At 70.3% G+C, this 16,162-nt stretch carries 16 protein-coding genes and 1 pseudogene; 12 read left to right on the top strand and 5 right to left on the bottom strand.

What is annotated here, in order from left to right; translation table 11 throughout:
- Nucleotides 1-15 precede the first annotated feature (15 nt).
- Complete coding sequence (locus tag GI374_RS12390) at nt 16-615, top strand: superoxide dismutase (RefSeq protein ID WP_154337381.1); 600 nt, start codon at nt 16-18, stop codon at nt 613-615.
- A 50-nt stretch (nt 616-665) separates the two neighbouring features.
- On the opposite strand, the gene GI374_RS12385 is transcribed toward GI374_RS12390, so the two are convergent.
- Together GI374_RS12385 and GI374_RS12380 are read right to left on the bottom strand one after the other, a co-directional pair.
- The gene (locus GI374_RS12385; protein ID WP_154337380.1) at nt 666-1,007 is read right to left on the bottom strand and encodes a MerR family transcriptional regulator; all 342 of its coding nucleotides are present in this window, start codon (nt 1,005-1,007) and stop codon (nt 666-668) included.
- Complete coding sequence (locus GI374_RS12380) at nt 1,004-1,927, bottom strand: DnaJ C-terminal domain-containing protein (protein WP_154337379.1); 924 nt, start codon at nt 1,925-1,927, stop codon at nt 1,004-1,006. Before GI374_RS12380 ends, GI374_RS12385 begins: the two co-directional genes overlap by 4 nt.
- A gap of 254 nt (nt 1,928-2,181) precedes the next feature.
- Here GI374_RS12380 and GI374_RS12375 point away from each other — a divergent pair, with 254 nt between their 5' ends.
- From GI374_RS12375 to preA, 6 genes are all read left to right on the top strand, one after another.
- The gene (locus GI374_RS12375) at nt 2,182-3,843 is read left to right on the top strand and encodes an ABC transporter ATP-binding protein (RefSeq protein ID WP_229583190.1); all 1,662 of its coding nucleotides are present in this window, start codon (nt 2,182-2,184) and stop codon (nt 3,841-3,843) included.
- Nucleotide 3,844: 1 nt separating this feature from the next.
- Entirely contained in the window at nt 3,845-4,594 is a 750-nt protein-coding gene (locus tag GI374_RS12370; protein WP_154337377.1) for a folate-binding protein YgfZ, read from the top strand.
- Nucleotides 4,594-5,697, top strand: coding sequence for a DNA polymerase IV (dinB, locus tag GI374_RS12365; RefSeq protein ID WP_154337376.1), 1,104 nt, complete (start codon nt 4,594-4,596; stop codon nt 5,695-5,697). The genes GI374_RS12370 and dinB overlap by 1 nt, the downstream gene beginning before the upstream one ends.
- 251 nt (nt 5,698-5,948) lie before the next feature.
- Nucleotides 5,949-7,319: an NAD(P)-dependent oxidoreductase gene (locus GI374_RS12360; protein WP_154337375.1), complete on the top strand. Its 1,371-nt coding sequence runs from the start codon at nt 5,949-5,951 to the stop codon at nt 7,317-7,319.
- 197 nt (nt 7,320-7,516) lie between these two features.
- Nucleotides 7,517-8,347 carry a class I SAM-dependent methyltransferase gene (locus GI374_RS12355; protein WP_154337374.1) on the top strand — a complete coding sequence of 277 codons (831 nt, stop codon included), beginning with the start codon at nt 7,517-7,519 and terminating at the stop codon, nt 8,345-8,347.
- Between the two features lie 22 nt (nt 8,348-8,369).
- A complete protein-coding gene (preA, locus tag GI374_RS12350; protein WP_154337373.1) occupies nt 8,370-9,668 on the top strand; it encodes an NAD-dependent dihydropyrimidine dehydrogenase subunit PreA in 1,299 nt (432 codons plus the stop codon).
- Between the two features lie 18 nt (nt 9,669-9,686).
- Here the strand turns inward: preA and GI374_RS19250 are convergent.
- The 3 genes and pseudogenes from GI374_RS19250 to GI374_RS12340 all read right to left on the bottom strand — a co-directional run.
- Nucleotides 9,687-9,837: pseudogene (locus tag GI374_RS19250) on the bottom strand (two-component sensor histidine kinase); the annotation flags it as partial.
- 155 nt (nt 9,838-9,992) lie between these two features.
- Nucleotides 9,993-11,027 (bottom strand): YeeE/YedE family protein, encoded by a 1,035-nt coding sequence (locus GI374_RS12345; RefSeq protein ID WP_154337372.1) that lies wholly within the window; start codon nt 11,025-11,027, stop codon nt 9,993-9,995.
- 30 nt (nt 11,028-11,057) lie between these two features.
- Entirely contained in the window at nt 11,058-11,432 is a 375-nt protein-coding gene (locus GI374_RS12340; RefSeq protein WP_370515321.1) for an ArsR/SmtB family transcription factor, read from the bottom strand.
- 398 nt (nt 11,433-11,830) lie between these two features.
- Between GI374_RS12340 and GI374_RS18900 the strand changes: the two genes are divergently transcribed.
- From GI374_RS18900 to GI374_RS12320, 5 genes are all read left to right on the top strand, one after another.
- Nucleotides 11,831-12,685 carry a hypothetical protein gene (locus GI374_RS18900; protein WP_195759913.1) on the top strand — a complete coding sequence of 285 codons (855 nt, stop codon included), beginning with the start codon at nt 11,831-11,833 and terminating at the stop codon, nt 12,683-12,685.
- A gap of 252 nt (nt 12,686-12,937) precedes the next feature.
- Nucleotides 12,938-13,645, top strand: coding sequence for a hypothetical protein (locus GI374_RS19245; protein ID WP_229583167.1), 708 nt, complete (start codon nt 12,938-12,940; stop codon nt 13,643-13,645).
- Nucleotides 13,594-14,148 (top strand): YncE family protein, encoded by a 555-nt coding sequence (locus GI374_RS19240; RefSeq protein ID WP_229583165.1) that lies wholly within the window; start codon nt 13,594-13,596, stop codon nt 14,146-14,148. Before GI374_RS19245 ends, GI374_RS19240 begins: the two co-directional genes overlap by 52 nt.
- Before the next feature lie 74 nt (nt 14,149-14,222).
- Nucleotides 14,223-14,654, top strand: a complete 432-nt coding sequence (locus GI374_RS12325) for a hypothetical protein (protein ID WP_154337371.1) — start codon at nt 14,223-14,225, stop codon at nt 14,652-14,654.
- Nucleotides 14,655-14,685: 31 nt separating this feature from the next.
- Nucleotides 14,686-16,158, top strand: a complete 1,473-nt coding sequence (locus GI374_RS12320) for an efflux RND transporter permease subunit (protein WP_195759912.1) — start codon at nt 14,686-14,688, stop codon at nt 16,156-16,158.
- Nucleotides 16,159-16,162 lie beyond the last annotated feature (4 nt).

Raw genomic sequence — 16,162 nt, 5'->3', positions numbered from 1 at the left:
TGAAAGGAGCCTCCGATGGCCTTCACCCTTCCCGATCTTCCCTACGCCCACGACGCCCTCGCAGCCGGGGGCATGTCGAAGGAGACGCTCGAGTATCACCACGACAAGCACCACAAGGCCTATGTCGACAAGCTCAACGAGCTGATCGCCGGGACCGAGTGGGAGGGCAAGTCGCTCGAGGAGATCGTCAGGGGCAACTACAAGGAAGGCGCGGTCGCCCAGAACGGCATCTTCAACAACGCCAGCCAGCACTGGAACCACGCCCAGTTCTGGGAGATGATGACCCCGCGTCCGGGCAGCATGCCGGGCGAGTTGGAGCGGGCGCTTAAGGACAGCTTCGGCTCGGTGGACGACTTCAAGAAGAAGTTCGCCGAGAAGGGCGTGGGCCAGTTCGGCTCGGGCTGGGTCTGGCTGGTGAAGGGGTCGGGCGGCGGCCTGGAGATCACCTCGACCGAGAACGGCGTGAACCCGCTCTGCAAGGGCCAGACGGCGCTGCTCGGCTGCGACGTGTGGGAGCACAGCTACTACATCGACTTCCGCAATGCGCGGCCGAAATACCTGTCGAACTTCGTCGACAACCTGGTCAACTGGGAGAACGTCGCCTCGCGCATGTGAGCGCGGCGGCATGGCATCGCGGCCCGGCGGGAGCTCCCGCCGGGCCGTTCTCATTCCGGCGCTATGCGCGTGGCGATCACCCGGCGGATGCGCGTCCGCACCTCGGCGGGCTCGGCCGCAAGCGCCTCCATCAGCGCCTCCATCTCGCCCCTCAGCACGTTCAGCTGGTCCATCAGCGACATGACCATCCCGAGGGCGTCGGGCGAGAGGCCGTAGCTCTCGTGCAGATCGCACAGCGTCTGCAGCCGCGCGAGGTCGACCTCGCGATAGCGATGCCCGCCCTCGCCCGCCTCGGGAAGCACGATCCGCGCCTCGACCCAGGCTGTCAGCCGCGCCTCGGTCAGGTCGGCCACCGCTTCCAGGACCTCGGCCTGCGTGTAGCGTGCGCTCATGTCGTCCCCCGTCGCGGGTCGTAGTCGTGGCGGGTCCGCCAGTCCTCCATGAAACCGGCCAGATCGTCGTCGATCGCGGGCGGCATGACGATCTTCAGGACGGCATACTGGTCTCCGCCCTTGACGCCCCTGCCCCGCAGCCGCAGCCGCTGGCCCGAGGACGCGCCCTTCGGCACGGTCAGCTTCACCGGCCCCTTGATCGTCGGTGTCTCGACCCTCCCGCCGAGGACCGCCTCGGGCAGCGAGATCGGCAGCGTCACCTCGATGTCGTCGCCCTCGCGGGTGAAGGTGGGGTGCGGCTCGACCGTCAGGGTCAGGTAGGCATCGCCGGGCTGGCCCTCGCCCATGCCGGGGCCGCCCTTGCCGCGCAGCCGCACGGTCTGGCCGTCGCGCGCCCCCTCGGGGATGGCGACGTCGAGCGTCGCCCCGTCGGGCATGGTGATCCGCGTGGTGCCGCCGAGCGCGGCGGTCAGGAAATCCACCGTCAGGCCGAAGCGCAGGTCCTCGCCGCGGATGCTGACCCGGCCCTCGAACCCTCCCCGCCCGCCGCCCTGGCGCGCCCGGGCGCGGGCGCCGAAGAGGTCCGAGAACACGTCCGAGAAATCGCTCTGCGCGAAGCCCGCATCGCTGTAGCCCTGCGCATAGGGGTTATCCGCCGCGCCCGCGAAGTCGCGGTAGTAGCGCCGCTGCGCCTGCTCCTGCCCCGAGGCATTGATCTCGCCGGCATCGAAGCGGCGGCGCTGCTCGGGGTCCTTCAGCAGGTCGTAGGCGGCGGAGGCGGCCTTGAACCGCTCCTGCGCCTTCGGATCGGGGTTCAGGTCCGGGTGATCGGTCTTGGCGATCCGGCGATAGGCCTTCTTGATCTCGGCATCGCTCGCCGTCTTCGTCAGCCCGAGAGCCTTGTAGGGATCGTCCGCCATCCTGCCCGCTTTCCGCTCCGCCGCCCCTAGAGATGCCGCCGCCCGCCCCGGCGTCAAGCAGCCCGGCTTCTTCTGTCCCAAAATATCCTCCGGGGGTCCGGGGGTGGAAAACCCCCGGTTGCCCGGCGGCGGGGCGGGGGCTATCCCTCGCCAGACCCGACCGGGAGCCCCCGTTGCCCGACACCACCACCCTGCCCTCGCGCGTCCTCGCGCGACGCCTCTGGCGCGACTATCTCGCGCCCCATCGCCGCAAGATGGCCGCGGCCTTCGCGCTGATGGTGGTCGAGGGCTCGACGCTGGCCGTGCTGAGCTGGATGCTGAGGCCGCTCTTCGACCGGGTGTTCGTGGCCCGCGACGCTTCGGCGATCTGGTGGGTCGGGGGCGCGATCTTCGGGCTGTTCGTGATCCGGGCGGTCACGCTGATCCTCAACCGCTCGCTGATGACCTCGGTCTCGCTTTCGGTTGCCAGCCGGCTTCAGGTGGACCTGTTGGCGCATCTGGTGACGCTCGACGGCGGCTTTTTCCAGCGCAACCCGCCCGGTGCGCTGATCGAGCGGGTGCAGGGCGACACCGCCGCCGTGCAGGGGGTGTGGACGGTCTTCATCACCGGTGCCGGGCGCGACGTGATCTCGCTCATCGCCCTCTTCGGGGTGGCGCTCTCGACCGATCCGGTCTGGACCGCGGCCGCGCTCGTCGGCGCGCCGCTGCTGATCCTGCCCACGGTGCTGGTGCAGCGCTATGTCCGGCGCAAGACGAACCAGATGCGGCTGCGGGCGTCGGACCGGGCGACGCGGCTCGACGAGGTGCTGCATGGCATCCAGACGGTCAAGCTGAACCGGCTCGAGGACTACCAGACCAGCCGCTTCGCCGCGATCGTGGACCGCATCCGCGGCGACATGGTCAAGGTCAGCGCCACGAGCGCGCTGATCCCGGCGCTGATCGACGTCGTGACGGGCTTGGGCTTCGTCCTCGTCCTCGCCCTCGGCGGCGCGCAGGTGACGCGGGGCGAGCGGACGGTGGGCGAGTTCATGTCCTTCTTCACCGCCATGACGCTCGCCTTCCAGCCGCTGCGGCGCCTCGGCGGCCTCGCCGGGACCTGGCAGACGGCGGCCGCGAGCCTCGAGCGCATCTACGGCGTCCTCGACCTCAGGCCCGCGATCCGCTCCGGCGCGCGCCGCGCGCCGCCTCCCGACAGCCGCATCGCGCTCGAGGACGTGTGGCTCGGCTACGACGGCCAGCCGGTGCTGCGCGGCCTGCGCTTCACCGCGGAGCCGGGGCAGACCACGGCGCTCGTGGGTCCGTCCGGCGCGGGCAAGTCCACCGTCTTCAACCTGCTGACCCGCATGGTCGTGCCCGAGCGCGGGCGGGTCACGCTGGGCGGGGTCCCGGTTCAGGAATACAACCTCGCCACGCTGCGCGATCAGTTCTCGGTCGTCTCGCAGGAGCCCGCGCTCTTCGACGAGAGCCTGCGCGAGAACATCACGCTGGGCCGCGAGGTGCCCGCCGACGCCCTGCGCCGCGCGGTCGAGGTCGCGCATGTGGCGGATTTCGCGGACAGCCTGCCGCTCGGCCTCGACACGCCCGCCGGGCCGCGCGGCTCGTCCCTGTCCGGCGGGCAGCGGCAGCGGGTGGCGATCGCCCGCGCCGTCCTGCGGCAGGCGCCGGTCCTGCTGCTCGACGAGGCGACGAGCGCGCTCGACACCGCCTCCGAGCGCAAGGTGGCCGAGGCGCTCGACGGCCTGGCCGAAGGGCGCACCGTCCTTGTGATCGCGCACCGCTTGTCCACGGTGCGCAACGCCGACAAGATCGTGGTCCTGGATCAGGGCCGGGTGGTGGAGGAAGGCGACCACGCCGCCCTCATGGCCCGCGACGGGGTCTATGCCGCGCTCGTGCGGCTGCAGTTCGAGGAGGGTTGAGATGGATCGCCGGCTGATCGCCGTGACCGGGGCGGATGCCGCGGACTTCCTGCAGGGGCTGGTCACGAATGACGTTCACCGGGCCGATGGCGGCGGCCTCGTCTGGTCCGCGCTGCTGACGGCGCAGGGCAAGTATCTCGCGGATTTCTTCATTCTCGGGCGCGAGGGCGGCTACTGGATCGACGCCGCGGCGGCGCAGGCCGAAGACTTGACGCGGCGCCTGGGCATGTATCGCCTGCGCGCCGCCGTCGATCTGGCACCGGTGGAGGCGCGGGTCGCCCGCGGCACCGGCCCGGCTCCTGACGGCGCGGTGGCCGATCCCCGCCACCCGGCGCTCGGCTGGCGGCATTACGGCGGGGGTGTGCTCGAGGACGACGGCACCGACTGGGACGCGATCCGGGTCGAGCATGTGATCCCGGAAACGGGCATCGAGCTGATCCCGAACGAGAGTTTCATCCTCGAGGCGGGGCTCGAGCGCCTGCACGGGGTCGATTTCCGCAAGGGCTGCTATGTCGGGCAGGAGGTCACGGCGCGGATGCGCCACAAGACCGAGCTTCGGAAGGGGCTGATGCAGGTCCGCGTCGAAGGCGAGGCGCCGCTGGGCACGCCGATCCTCATGGCCGACGGGCGCGAGGCGGGCACGCTTTACACCCAGTCGGGCGGCCGCGGCATCGCGCAGATGCGTTTCGACCGCATCGGACCCGGCATGAAGGCGGGTGACGCCGTGGTGACGGCCGAACCCCGCGGCTGATGTCCGGGGCGGAGGCCCCCGTCGCCGGTCAGCGGGTGCGGCGCATCATCCATGTGGACATGGACGCCTTCTTCGCCAGCGTCGAGCAACGCGACGACCCGAAGCTGCGCGGGTTGCCCGTGGCGGTCGGCGGCTCCTCGCTGCGCGGCGTGGTGGCGGCGGCGAGCTACGAGGCCAGGGTCTTCGGCGTGCGCTCGGCCATGCCCTCGGTCCGCGCCGCGCGGCTCTGCCCCGACCTGATCTTCGTGAAGCCCCGGTTCGAGACCTACAAGGAGGTCAGCCGCCAGATCCGGGCGATCTTCCTCAGCTACACGCCTGTGGTGGAGCCGCTGTCGCTCGACGAGGCCTATCTCGACGTCACCGACTACCTGGCGGGCGGCACCGCCACGCGGATCGCGCGCGAAATCCGCGCCCGCATCCGCGACGTGACCGGCCTCACCGCCTCGGCCGGGGTCAGCTACAACAAGTTTCTGGCGAAGCTCGCCTCGGACCAGCGGAAGCCCGACGGTCTGTTCGTGATCCCGCCCGAGGCCGGGCCGGGTTTCGTCCTCGACCTGCCGGTCGGCCGCTTCCACGGCGTCGGCCCGGCCACCGCCGCGAAGATGGGGCGGCTGGGCCTGCGCACCGGCGCCGACCTGCGGGCGCAGGATGAGGGCTTCCTGACCCGCCACTTCGGCAAGGCGGGCGCGCATTACTGGCGCATCTCGCGCGGGATCGACCACCGCGAGGTCCGCCCCGACCGCATCCGCAAGTCCGTGGGCGCCGAGACGACCTTCTTCGAGGACATCCACGACCCGGCGGCGGCGGCGGAGGCCCTCGCGCCGCTCGCCGCCAAGGTCTGGCGCCACGTCGCCGCGAACGGCATCCGCGGGCGGACGGTGACGCTGAAGGCCAAATACACCGACTTCCGCATCGTGACCCGCGCCCACACTTTGCCCAACTGGGTGGCGGGCGAGGCGGAGATGCTGGGGGTGGCGCGCGGCCTCCTCGACTCGGTGCTGCCCGATCCGCGGGGCGTGCGGCTGCTGGGGATGACGCTCTCCGGGCTGGAGCACGGGGCGGAGGAGCCGCAGGACGAGGGGCAGCTGAAGTTGTTCCTCTGAGGGCGCGTGGCAGCAGCCGCCCCGCGTCCGCAAATGTGTGCCCGTTTGCGTGCAGCGTCAGCCACGGGACGACCGATCCGCCCCGCGGATCGGTCAGCGTCCGCCCTGCCCCCGGCGGACGCCGACCTCTGTCGCGACCGGAGCCAACATCCCGCTTGACCGGACGCCACCCCCTGCCGCAGCATGTTGACCAGAAGGTCAAAAACTGGCCGCCACGCGCCGGGGACCGCGCGAGCCACCGGGAGGGCTGCATGACCAACACGACCCTGACGCCCGGCGTGGTGCCGGGGCGTCTGCCGCCCGAGGCCTATGCCGCCAACTTCGCGGATGTCGCGCCGCCGCTCGACGCGCATGAGGCGAAGGTCGCGGCCGACCGCTGCTATTTCTGCTACGACGCGCCCTGCATCACGGCCTGCCCGACCAGCATCGACATCCCCCTCTTCATCCGCCAGATCCAGTCGGGCACGCCCGACGCCGCGGGCATGACGATCTTCCACAGCAACATCTTCGGCGGCATGTGCGCCCGCGTCTGCCCGGTCGAGAACCTCTGCGAGGGAGCCTGCGTGCGCCTCGAGGCCGAAGGCGAGCCGGTCGAGATCGGCGCGCTGCAACGCTACGCGACCGACGACATCATCGCCTCGGGTATCCACCCCTTCCGCCGCGGCCCGGCGACGGGGCTGCGCATCGCCGTCGTCGGCGCGGGGCCGGCGGGCCTCTCCTGCGCGCATCGGCTGGCGGCCAAGGGGCACGACGTGGTGGTCTTCGACGCGCATGCGAAGCCCGGCGGCCTCAACGAATACGGCATCGCCAGCTACAAGGCGGTGGACGGCTTCGCCGCCGCCGAGGTTGAATGGCTGCTCGGCATCGGCGGGATCGAGCTGCGGCAGGGGCAGGCGCTCGGCCGCGACGTGACGCTCGAGGCGCTGCGCGGCGAGTTCGACGCGGTGTTCCTCGGCATGGGGCTGGCGGGCGTGAACCAGCTTGGCTTCGACGCGCCCCATGTCCGCGATGCCGTGGATTTCATCGCAGAGCTGCGCCAGACACCCGACCTCTCGACGCTGCCGGTCGGCCGCGACGTGGTGGTGATCGGCGGCGGCATGACGGCGGTGGACGCCGCGGTGCAGGCGAAGGGCCTGGGCGCGCAGAGCGTGACCATCGCCTATCGCCGCGGCCCCGAGCGCATGGGCGCCTCGCGGCACGAGCAGGACCACGCCGCAACCTCGGGCGTGCGGATCGTCACGAACGCCGCCCCGAAGGCGGTCGGCGCGGATGGCGCGGTCGAGTTCACCTGGACCCGCGACCTGCCCGACAGCGTCATGATGAACACCGGCGAGACGACCCGCATTGCCGCGGATCAGGTGCTGGTCGCCATCGGCCAGCGGCTCGGCGCCATGCCCGAGGGGCTGGAGATCGAGGGCGGCCGGATCGCGGTCCGCGGCGCAGGCCGCACCTCGGTGCCCAACGTTTGGGCGGGGGGCGACTGCGCCACGGGCGGGGATGAGCTGACGGTGACGGCGGTGGCGCAGGGCCGGGATGCGGCCGAGGACATCCACGAGTTGCTGACCGGCGACGCGCCCGTGGATGCGCCGCGCGTGGTCATGGCCGTCGGGGCGGCGGGGTGAACACCGCGCGCGAGGACCGCGTCCGGGCGCATCCCACGAGCGGGTCGCGTCGCCTGCCCCTGCATGATTTCTCCCGCGCCGCTCCCGGCCCGTGCTATGCTGCACCGCGACGGCGCGACCGTTCGACCGGCCGGCGCCGCCTCCGCGGCCCGGCGGAGACGCCTTGCCTGGCCGCCTTGCGGCACGGGGAGGTTGTAATGTCTGAAATCGAGAAAGGGGTGGCGGCGCATTACGGTGGCCCCGACCTTCTGTCGGTGATCCTCGGGGCGGCCGCCGGGCCGGACGGGACGCTCCGCCCGGAGATCCTCGAGCGGATCGACGAGTTCCACATCGGCGGCTCGGCCGCGACCGAGCGGCTGCTGGACCGGATGGACCTCGCCCAGGGCGCGCGGCTCCTCGACATCGGCTCGGGCGTGGGCGGCCCGGCGCGGCGGGCGGCGCGGCGCCGGCTCGAGGTCACCGGCATCGACCTGACCGAGCGCTTCGTGGCCGCCGCCACCGATCTCACGAGCCGCCTGCCTGCGCTTCGGGTCCAGTTCCGTCAGGGCAGCGCGCTCGCCCTGCCCTTCCCGGATGCCAGCTTCGACGCCGCGATGATGATCCATGTCGGCATCAACATCGCCGACAAGCCGCGGCTGATGGCCGAAGTCGCCCGGGTGCTGCGGCCCGGCGGGGTCTTTGCGGTCTACGACCCGATGCGCCTCGACGATGCAGCGGCGGTCTATCCGCTGCCCTGGGCGGACGGGCCCGGGACCGACTTTCTCGACACCGCCGAGGCGTACCGCCGCGCAGCCGAGGGGGCCGGGCTGGAACTGACGGCCGAGATCCCTCGCGCCGAGGAGGCCAAGGCCTTCTTCGCCATGATGCGCGAGAAGGCGGCCGAGGCGCAGGCCGCGGGCGTGCCGCCGCCCCCCGGCATCGGTCTCGTCATGGGCGCGGGCGCCAGCCAGAAGCTCGCCAACATCGCCGCCGCCGCCATGCAGGGGCATGTCGCCCCGATCGAGCTGCATTTCCGCAAACCAAGCTGACCCGTCACCGACAGGAACCGCCATGACCAGCCTCGCCTCCAGCTTCATCGGCATCAAGTCCCCGAACCCGTTCTGGCTCGCCTCGGCGCCGCCGACCGACAAGGAATACAACGTCCGCCGCGCTTTCGAGGCGGGCTGGGGCGGGGTCGTCTGGAAGACGCTGGGAGCCGAGGGGCCGCCGGTCGTGAACGTGAACGGCCCGCGCTACGGCGTCATCCACGGCGCCGACCGGCGGGTGCTGGGCATCAACAACATCGAGCTGATCACCGACCGGCCCCTGCAGGTGAACCTCGACGAGATCAAGGCGGTCAAGCGCGACTATCCCGACCGCGCCATCGTCATCAGCCTGATGGTGCCCTGCGACGAGGAGAGCTGGAAGGCGATCCTGCACCGGATCGAGGATACCGGCGCTGACGGGGTGGAGCTGAACTTCGGCTGCCCGCACGGCATGGCCGAGCGCGGCATGGGCTCGGCCGTAGGCCAGGTGCCGGAATATATCGAGATGGTGACGCGATGGGTGAAGACCCATTCGCGGATGCCCTGCATCGTCAAGCTGACGCCGAACGTGGGCGATATCCGCAAGCCCGCCGAGGCGGCGAAGCGCGGCGGCGCGGATGCGGTCAGCCTCATCAACACGGTGAACTCGATCACCTCGGTCGATCTCGACCGCTTCGCGCCGGAGCCGACGATCGACGGCAAGGGCACGCATGGCGGCTATTGCGGCCCGGCGGTGAAGCCGATCGCGTTGAACATGGTGGCCGAGATCGCCCGCAACCCGGCCACGCGCGGGTTGCCGATCAGCGGCATTGGGGGCGTCACGACATGGCGCGACGCGGCCGAGTTCATGGCGCTCGGCGCCGGCAATGTGCAGGTCTGCACGGCGGCGATGACCTACGGCTTCAAGGTCGTGCAGGAGATGATCACCGGCCTGCGCCAGTATCTCGGCGAGAAGGAGATGGCGCTGCCGGACCTGATCGGCCGCGCGGTGCCGAACGTCACCGACTGGCAGTATCTGAACCTCGATTACTTCACCAAGGCGCAGATCGACCAGGACCTCTGCATCCATTGCGGCCGCTGCTATGCCGCCTGCGAGGACACCAGCCACCAGGCCATCGCCATGTCGCCGGGCCGCATCTTCACCGTGAAGGACGAGGAATGCGTGGCCTGCAACCTCTGCGTGGACGTCTGCCCGGTCGAGAACTGCATCACCATGCGGGAACTGGCGCCGGGCGAGGTGGACCCTCGGACCGGGGCCGTCGCGGGCGGCTTCCGCGACTGGACGCAGCATCCGAACAACCCAATGGCGCAGGCAGCCGAGTGACGGAACGCGGCGCTAGATCAGCGTCTGCTCGACCATCTCCTGCATCGGCCAGCGATGTCAGCAGCCGCTTGCGGGTCTCGTCGTCATCGACCATCTCGGTCCGCACCCCGAGCGCCGTCGGCGGGGAGCGCAGGTCGTGGCCGAGCGCGGCCAGCATCTGCGTGCGGTCGATGCTATCCTGTGCCTCGTACTCGGCGCGACACGGGCGCGCCTTCGGCCAAGCTTCGCACTACCGGGCACCGATGCCTGCGCCTGCGGCCGCGCGCGATTTGAAAGCACCGTCGAGGCTCTGCCGAGGCCAACATCAAATTGTCACCGGGCGCTTCAGCCGTCAGGCTGTGCGACCAGCCGCTGGAGCCCGACATATGCGCCGGCACAGATGGCCACGAGCGTCACCGGTCCCGACCAGGCCAGGGTCGCGGTGGCGGTCAGACCCTGACCGATGGTGCAGCCGATCGCGACGGCGCCGCCGACGCCCATGAGAACCGCGCCGCAGAGCATCCGTCCAAGCTCCCGCGCGTCGTCGCAGGCCTCCCAGTGGAACTCGCCACGCAGCCAGCAGACCAGAAACGCCCCGAGCATGGTGCCAAAGACCATTCCCACCGAATAGCCGGGAACCGTGCCTGTCGCCGTCATCACGTAGAGGATCGAACGGCCGACGGGGGCGGTGAAAGAGGGTCCCTCGACATAGATCGCCGACACGCTCCAGTCCTGGAGGACCGAGGTGCCGATCAGGCTCAGCGCCACCGCGAGCCCGACCCCCATGGCGCCGCCCGCCGCGGCGAGGGAGCCCGAGAGCCGCGGGTGCCGCATGCCCTGCCAGATCAGCCCGGCCCCGAGAGCGAGGCCGAGCAGCGCGGGCGGCAGCCCCGTCAGGGCATTGAAGGTGACGTCCATGCCGTTCGGGCTGGTCTGCTCCCATTGCGGAAACAGCCCCGCGCGGATCGGCGCGAGCGGCCCCGAGAGCGTGGCATAGGCGGAGACGCCGATCACCCCCAGCAGGATGATCGAGCGGATGTCGCCGGCGCCCGCCCGCAGCGCCGCGCCGAAGCCGCAATTCCCCGCCAGCGCCATGCCGTATCCGAATACCAGCCCGCCGGAGATGCTCGCGACAGGGTTCCAGATGACCGCGTGATAGACCGTCCCGCCGCGGTTCACGAGGCCCATGCCGACCCCGATCTGCGTCGCGAGGATGGCGGTCCCGAGCGCGACCGCCCAGATGTGCAACCGCCGGAAGTCGCGCCCGAGCATCGCGGTCTCGAGCGCGCCGAGGGTGCAGAAATCGGTGACGCGGGACGCTCCGCCGAGCAGGACCCCACACAGGAGACCGACCAGGACAAGCTGCAGCGCAACGTCCATCTTCGCCTGTCGCGCCTCCCTCGGGAGTGATCAGCGCCCCGCCGCCGCCCCCTTGCCGATCACGAAAGCCTGCAGAAGATCCGCCACCCGCGCATCGCGGATCGAGTAGTAGATCGTCTGCCCGTCTCTCCGGAACTGCACCAGCTGGTCTGCCCGCAGGCGGGCGAGATGCTGGCTCACGACAGATTGGCGCGCATCGATCAGGTTTTCAAGCTGCGAGACGCTGCACTCGCCGCCGGCGAGATGGCACAGGATGCGCAGCCGCCCCTCATGCCCGAGCGCCTTGAAGATCGCCGCCGCCTCCGCGACGGCCACCTCCCGCGCGAGGCCGGGCGCCTGCGCCTCCCGGGTCTTTCCGGCGCCCCGGACGAGGTCCATGAGAGTGAGCGTAGCCAACTGATCCATCTGCAATCCCCGGGCTTGAGGTCGGTCATCGTAACATGACGCCGCCGCTAAGGCATCCTAAAAACTGTATATTCGTATCGCTCGGTGCACAGGCGGACGCCGCGTCCGCATGGCAACACGCAAATATCTGCTTAGCATAATATTTATGTTGCGCGCTGCGGTAGATTGTCCCAGCATGGAGTCGCGGGCAGGCCGGGAGGACAAGGCCTGCCGACCCGCGAGAGCCGGTGCAGGGAGCCGGTCACGACAAGCTGAGATCGTTGCGGGCGCCGCATCCGCCGGTCGGGCGGGCACGCCCGCGGCCGCGCCATGCGCGCCCGGAACCTCGAGGGAAGTCGGCGGCAGGCGAGCGATTCGGGCTGCGTTCTGCGGCCTCTGTGTTGATGAAGGGAGAGGACATGATTCACGATGATGACCACCCCGGGCAGGTGCCGACCGAGGCCCGCGCGAGGGTGCATCTGCCGCGCCTGGCACGGGGCGTCGCGCTCGTCATGGGCCTGGGCGCGGCCTTACCGGCCGTTGCGCAGGTCGATGACGGGTCGTTCCCGACCGCCGACCAGGTCGGCGGCGAGGTGTTCCCGGCGGGCCTCCAGCCGGGGGACGAGTTTCCCATGGATGTCCGGCTTTATGACCTCGACGGCAAGGAGGTGACCCTGGGCGACGTCGCCGCCGGCAAGCGCACGCTCCTGACCTTCTTCATCAGCGCCGCCCCGGTCTCGGTCGCCGAGCTGAGCAAGATCGAGGACTTCGCCGACGGCAAGGACATCAACCTGGTCTTCGCCAACTCTGATGTCGTCGGCACCGGGCTGCTGGGCGGCAGCGACGCGCAGATCCCCGAGACGGTCCGCACGGTGAACATCATCAAGGTCGAGGAGCAGCTCGACACCCCGATGTATGTCGCGCCGAACAACGTGTTCATCCCCGAGGGGCTGTCGAACCGCCTCGGATTCCGCGGCCTGCCCACCTCCTACGTGATCGACGACGGCGGCCGGGTCGTGGCCACCTACGTGGGCCCGCGCGAGTGGACCGAAGGCGACCTCATGGGCGACGCGCCCCGGGCCGAGGTCTCGTCCGAGTCCCCCGCCGGGTCGCCGGGTGCGACCGCTGACCCGAACGTCACCCCCGCGGCGGCGGGCGAAACGCCGCCCTCCGACGAGCCGACCGTCAATATCGGCGCGCCGGCGGCCGATGTGGCGCCGATCACCGGCGGCACCGATCCGAACGCGGCCATCCAAGCCAACCAGGGGAACTGAAACGATGATCAGCAGAAGGAAATATCTTCGTGGGTCCATGGCCGCAGGCGCGGGGCTGATGCTCGGCGGCGGCGGGCTGGCCGGAAAGGCGCTCTCGGCGGTCCACGACGCCACCGGCGAGGGCACCCACGAGCTGTTCAAGAAATTCAAGGGCAACGTGCTGCTGATGCCCGGCAAGTACAGCGGCACGGTTTCGGCCCTGGACCTGAGCGTGCCCGAGACGCTCGCAATTTCGGCCGCGCCGGCGTCGACATGCCGATCCCGCACCACATCGCGGCGCTGCCCTCGGCCGATCCCTACACGTCCTTCGACTTCTACCAGACGATGCAGCCGCCCGGCGCGCCCTATGTGAACGAGAACTCGCCCGAATGGCGCGACCGCGGCGACTTCAAGATGTACAAGATGCGCTATGACGGGTCGGGCACCCAGAACTCGATCAGCATGGTCCAGGACATCTCGGCCTCGACCGGCATGGCGCTCGGCGTTCACGTCTCGATCGGGGTCGGCCCCAACGCCGAGAAATACGTGGCCTTCGCCGATGGCCAGAAGGACATGGTGCTGATCACCTCGATCGACGACGACGCCAAGATCGTGAAGGCGTTCCGCGCCGACTACGACCCGAACGCGCGCGAGCTGACCATCTCGCACGTCTTCCCCGACGCCTCGACCGGCCGCTTCGACTATGAGGGCCGCAAGGGCATGAAGACCAGCCACGAGGCGATGCTGGGCGAGGAGCTGATGCCGGCCGACCCGACGGCGGTGTTCGTGGACGCCTTCACCTGGCACCCGACGCTGCCGCTCGGCGCGATCCTGATCCGCCGCCACGGCTGCTGCGCCATCGTCAACACCGAGACCTGGGAGCCGGTGGCGCTGCTGTCCACCGCGAAGGCGCGCCCGACCACTTCCAGATGGTGCGCCAGCAGGGGTCGAGCTGGACCTTCTCGATCCCCGCGGTGCTGACGCCGCTGCACGAGGCAGGCTTCATCACCTCGGGCCAGTTCTTCCTCGCCTGCAACAACGTGCTGCAGAACAACGTCGCGGTCTACCGGTCGGAGGATCCGAATCCGCTGAACTGGAAGAAGGAGACCTTTGTCGAGGGCTTCGGCGAAAAGTATCTGCCGCTGCACATGGGCAACGTGCCCGACAGCCGATGGGCCTTCTTCACCATCTGGGCGCGCAAGCCGAACAACGGCTTCATCTGCAAGGTCGACCCCAAGACCTGGCAGGTGGTCGCGCAGTGGGACACCGGGCCTGACCCGCATACCTGCGACTGCACCGTGGACGGCCAGTACATCACCACGGTCTATTCCGGCAACCAGTCGGGACAGTCGGGCCTGGTCGTGATCGATGCCGACAGCGACGAGATCGTGGCCCGGCTGCCCAGCCCTGCGGGCCATCACGACCACGTCGTCGTGCCCGAGAGCTGGGAGGGGCTGAAGTCCTCGCGCAGCACCTCGGTCTGACACAGGGGCCGCCGGGATCGGCATCGCGCATCCCGGCGGCCACATCTTCCGGCCCTTCGAATGAGGTTTTCCGCATGTCCTGCCTTCGCAATCCCCGTCGCGGCGCCGCCGCCGTCTTCGCAGCCGCCCTCGCCCTCGCGCTTCCCGGCGCCGCTTTCGCCCATGGCGACGAGGTTCATGCCGCGTGGACGCTGGGTCCGAACGGCGGCCTCTTCGGCTCTGCCGGCGACTATCATGTCGAACTCGCGCCGGTGGACGGGGCCATGACGGTCTGGCTGACCGACATCGACGGCGCGCCGGTGCCGACCGACGGCATGGCGGCGACGGTGGCGGTCCAGCACGACGATCAGCGCCTCGATCTCGACCTCGTGCCTGCCGGGGACCACATGCTCGAGGTGAAGGACGAGCGCATCCAGCCGGCGGAAGGCGACCGGCTCATCTTCCAGACCATCGCGCCGGACGGAGAGCCGAACGAGGCCCGCTTCGAGATCCGGCCGGACGATTGAGATGACGGAAGCGGCTTCAGTCCGGCGGCGGGTGGCGCGCATCGTCGCGCTGGCGCTGGCCGCCCTGCCCTGCGGTGCCATCGCCCAGCCCGCCACGACGATGATGCCCGGCAGCTCGCTCGGCGAGAACATGCGCCTCGGCACCCAGATCGAGCGGATCGTGTCGGCGGTGCCCGGCGTCATCAGCGTCAGCCAGCGCGCCGGACGCTCGCGCCTTGACGAGGACGTCCAGCCGGTCAACTTCGCCGAGTTCGACGTGACCCTCGACCCCGAGTTGCGGGACGCGGCGGGCGCGATGGCGCAGATGCGCGAGGCGTTGTCGGTGGTCCCGGGCGTCGCGGTCAACGTCTCGCAGTTCATCACCCACCGCATGCAGGAGATTCTGTCGGGGGTCCGCGCGCAGGTGGTGGTGAAGGTGTTCGGCGCCGATCTCGCGACGCTGGAGCATCTGCAGGCCGACATTCTCGCGGCGGTGTCGGACATCGACGGCATCGTCGATCTGCAGGCCGAGCCGCTGCTGATGATCCCCGGCTACGACATCCGCGTCGATCGCGCCGCCGCCGCCCTCTACGGGCTCGCCCCCGGCGAGATCGTGCGCCAGGTCGGGCAGGCGCTGAACGGCGTTCCGGTCTCGAAGGTGGTCGAGGGCGATCGCAGCTTCGACCTCGTGGTCCGCAGCGACGCGGCCACGCGCGCCAACATCGAGTCGATTGTCACGATGCCGCTGCGCAGCGCCTCGAGGGCGACGGTGCCGGTCTCGGCCGTGGCCAGCATCGCCCCGACCGAGGATCGCTACCAGATCTCGCATGAAGACGGGCAGCGCCGCGCGGTCGTGCAGTGGAACACCACGGGCGACCTCGGCCGTGTCATGGCGGCGGCGCAGGAGGCCATCGCCGCGCAGGTGGCGCTGCCGCCCGGCTACCGCATTGCCTTCGATGGCGACTGGGTCGGCCAGCAGCGCGCCTCGGCCAACCTCATGTGGTCGGGCAGCCTCAGCATCCTGCTGATCCTGCTGCTCCTCGGCCTCGCATTCCACACCCCGGCCTTCGCCGCGCTGGTCGCGCTGAACGTGCCCTTTGCGCTGCTCGGCGGGGCGCTGATGCTGCATCTCGGCGGCAGCAGCCTCAACGTCGCCTCGACCGTCGGGCTGATCGCCCTTGCCGGAGTGGCGGCGCGAAACGGCATCCTGCTGCTGTCGCGCTACGAGACGCTGGAGCGCGAGACCGACCTCGCCCCGCGCGAGATCGCCGTGAAGGGCGCGCAGGAGCGGCTGCTGCCGATCATGATGACGGCGCTCACCACCGCGCTCGCGGTCATTCCGCTGCTGATCGGTGACCCCGTGGGCAAGGAGTATCAGCGCGCCGTGGCGCTGGTCCTGTTCGGCGGGATGATGAGCTCGCTGATCCTGAACCTGCTGCTGGTGCCACCGCTGTACCTCGCCGTGCGCCACCGGCTGCCGGCCCGCGCACCGGAACCCTCGCCCGCCATCGCCCCCGCAGAGTGAAAAG

Origin of the sequence: Paracoccus sp. S-4012 (assembly GCF_009674885.1) — a bacterium.
GTDB lineage: Bacteria > Pseudomonadota > Alphaproteobacteria > Rhodobacterales > Rhodobacteraceae > Paracoccus.
This window is presented reverse-complemented; position numbering and strand designations above follow the sequence as displayed.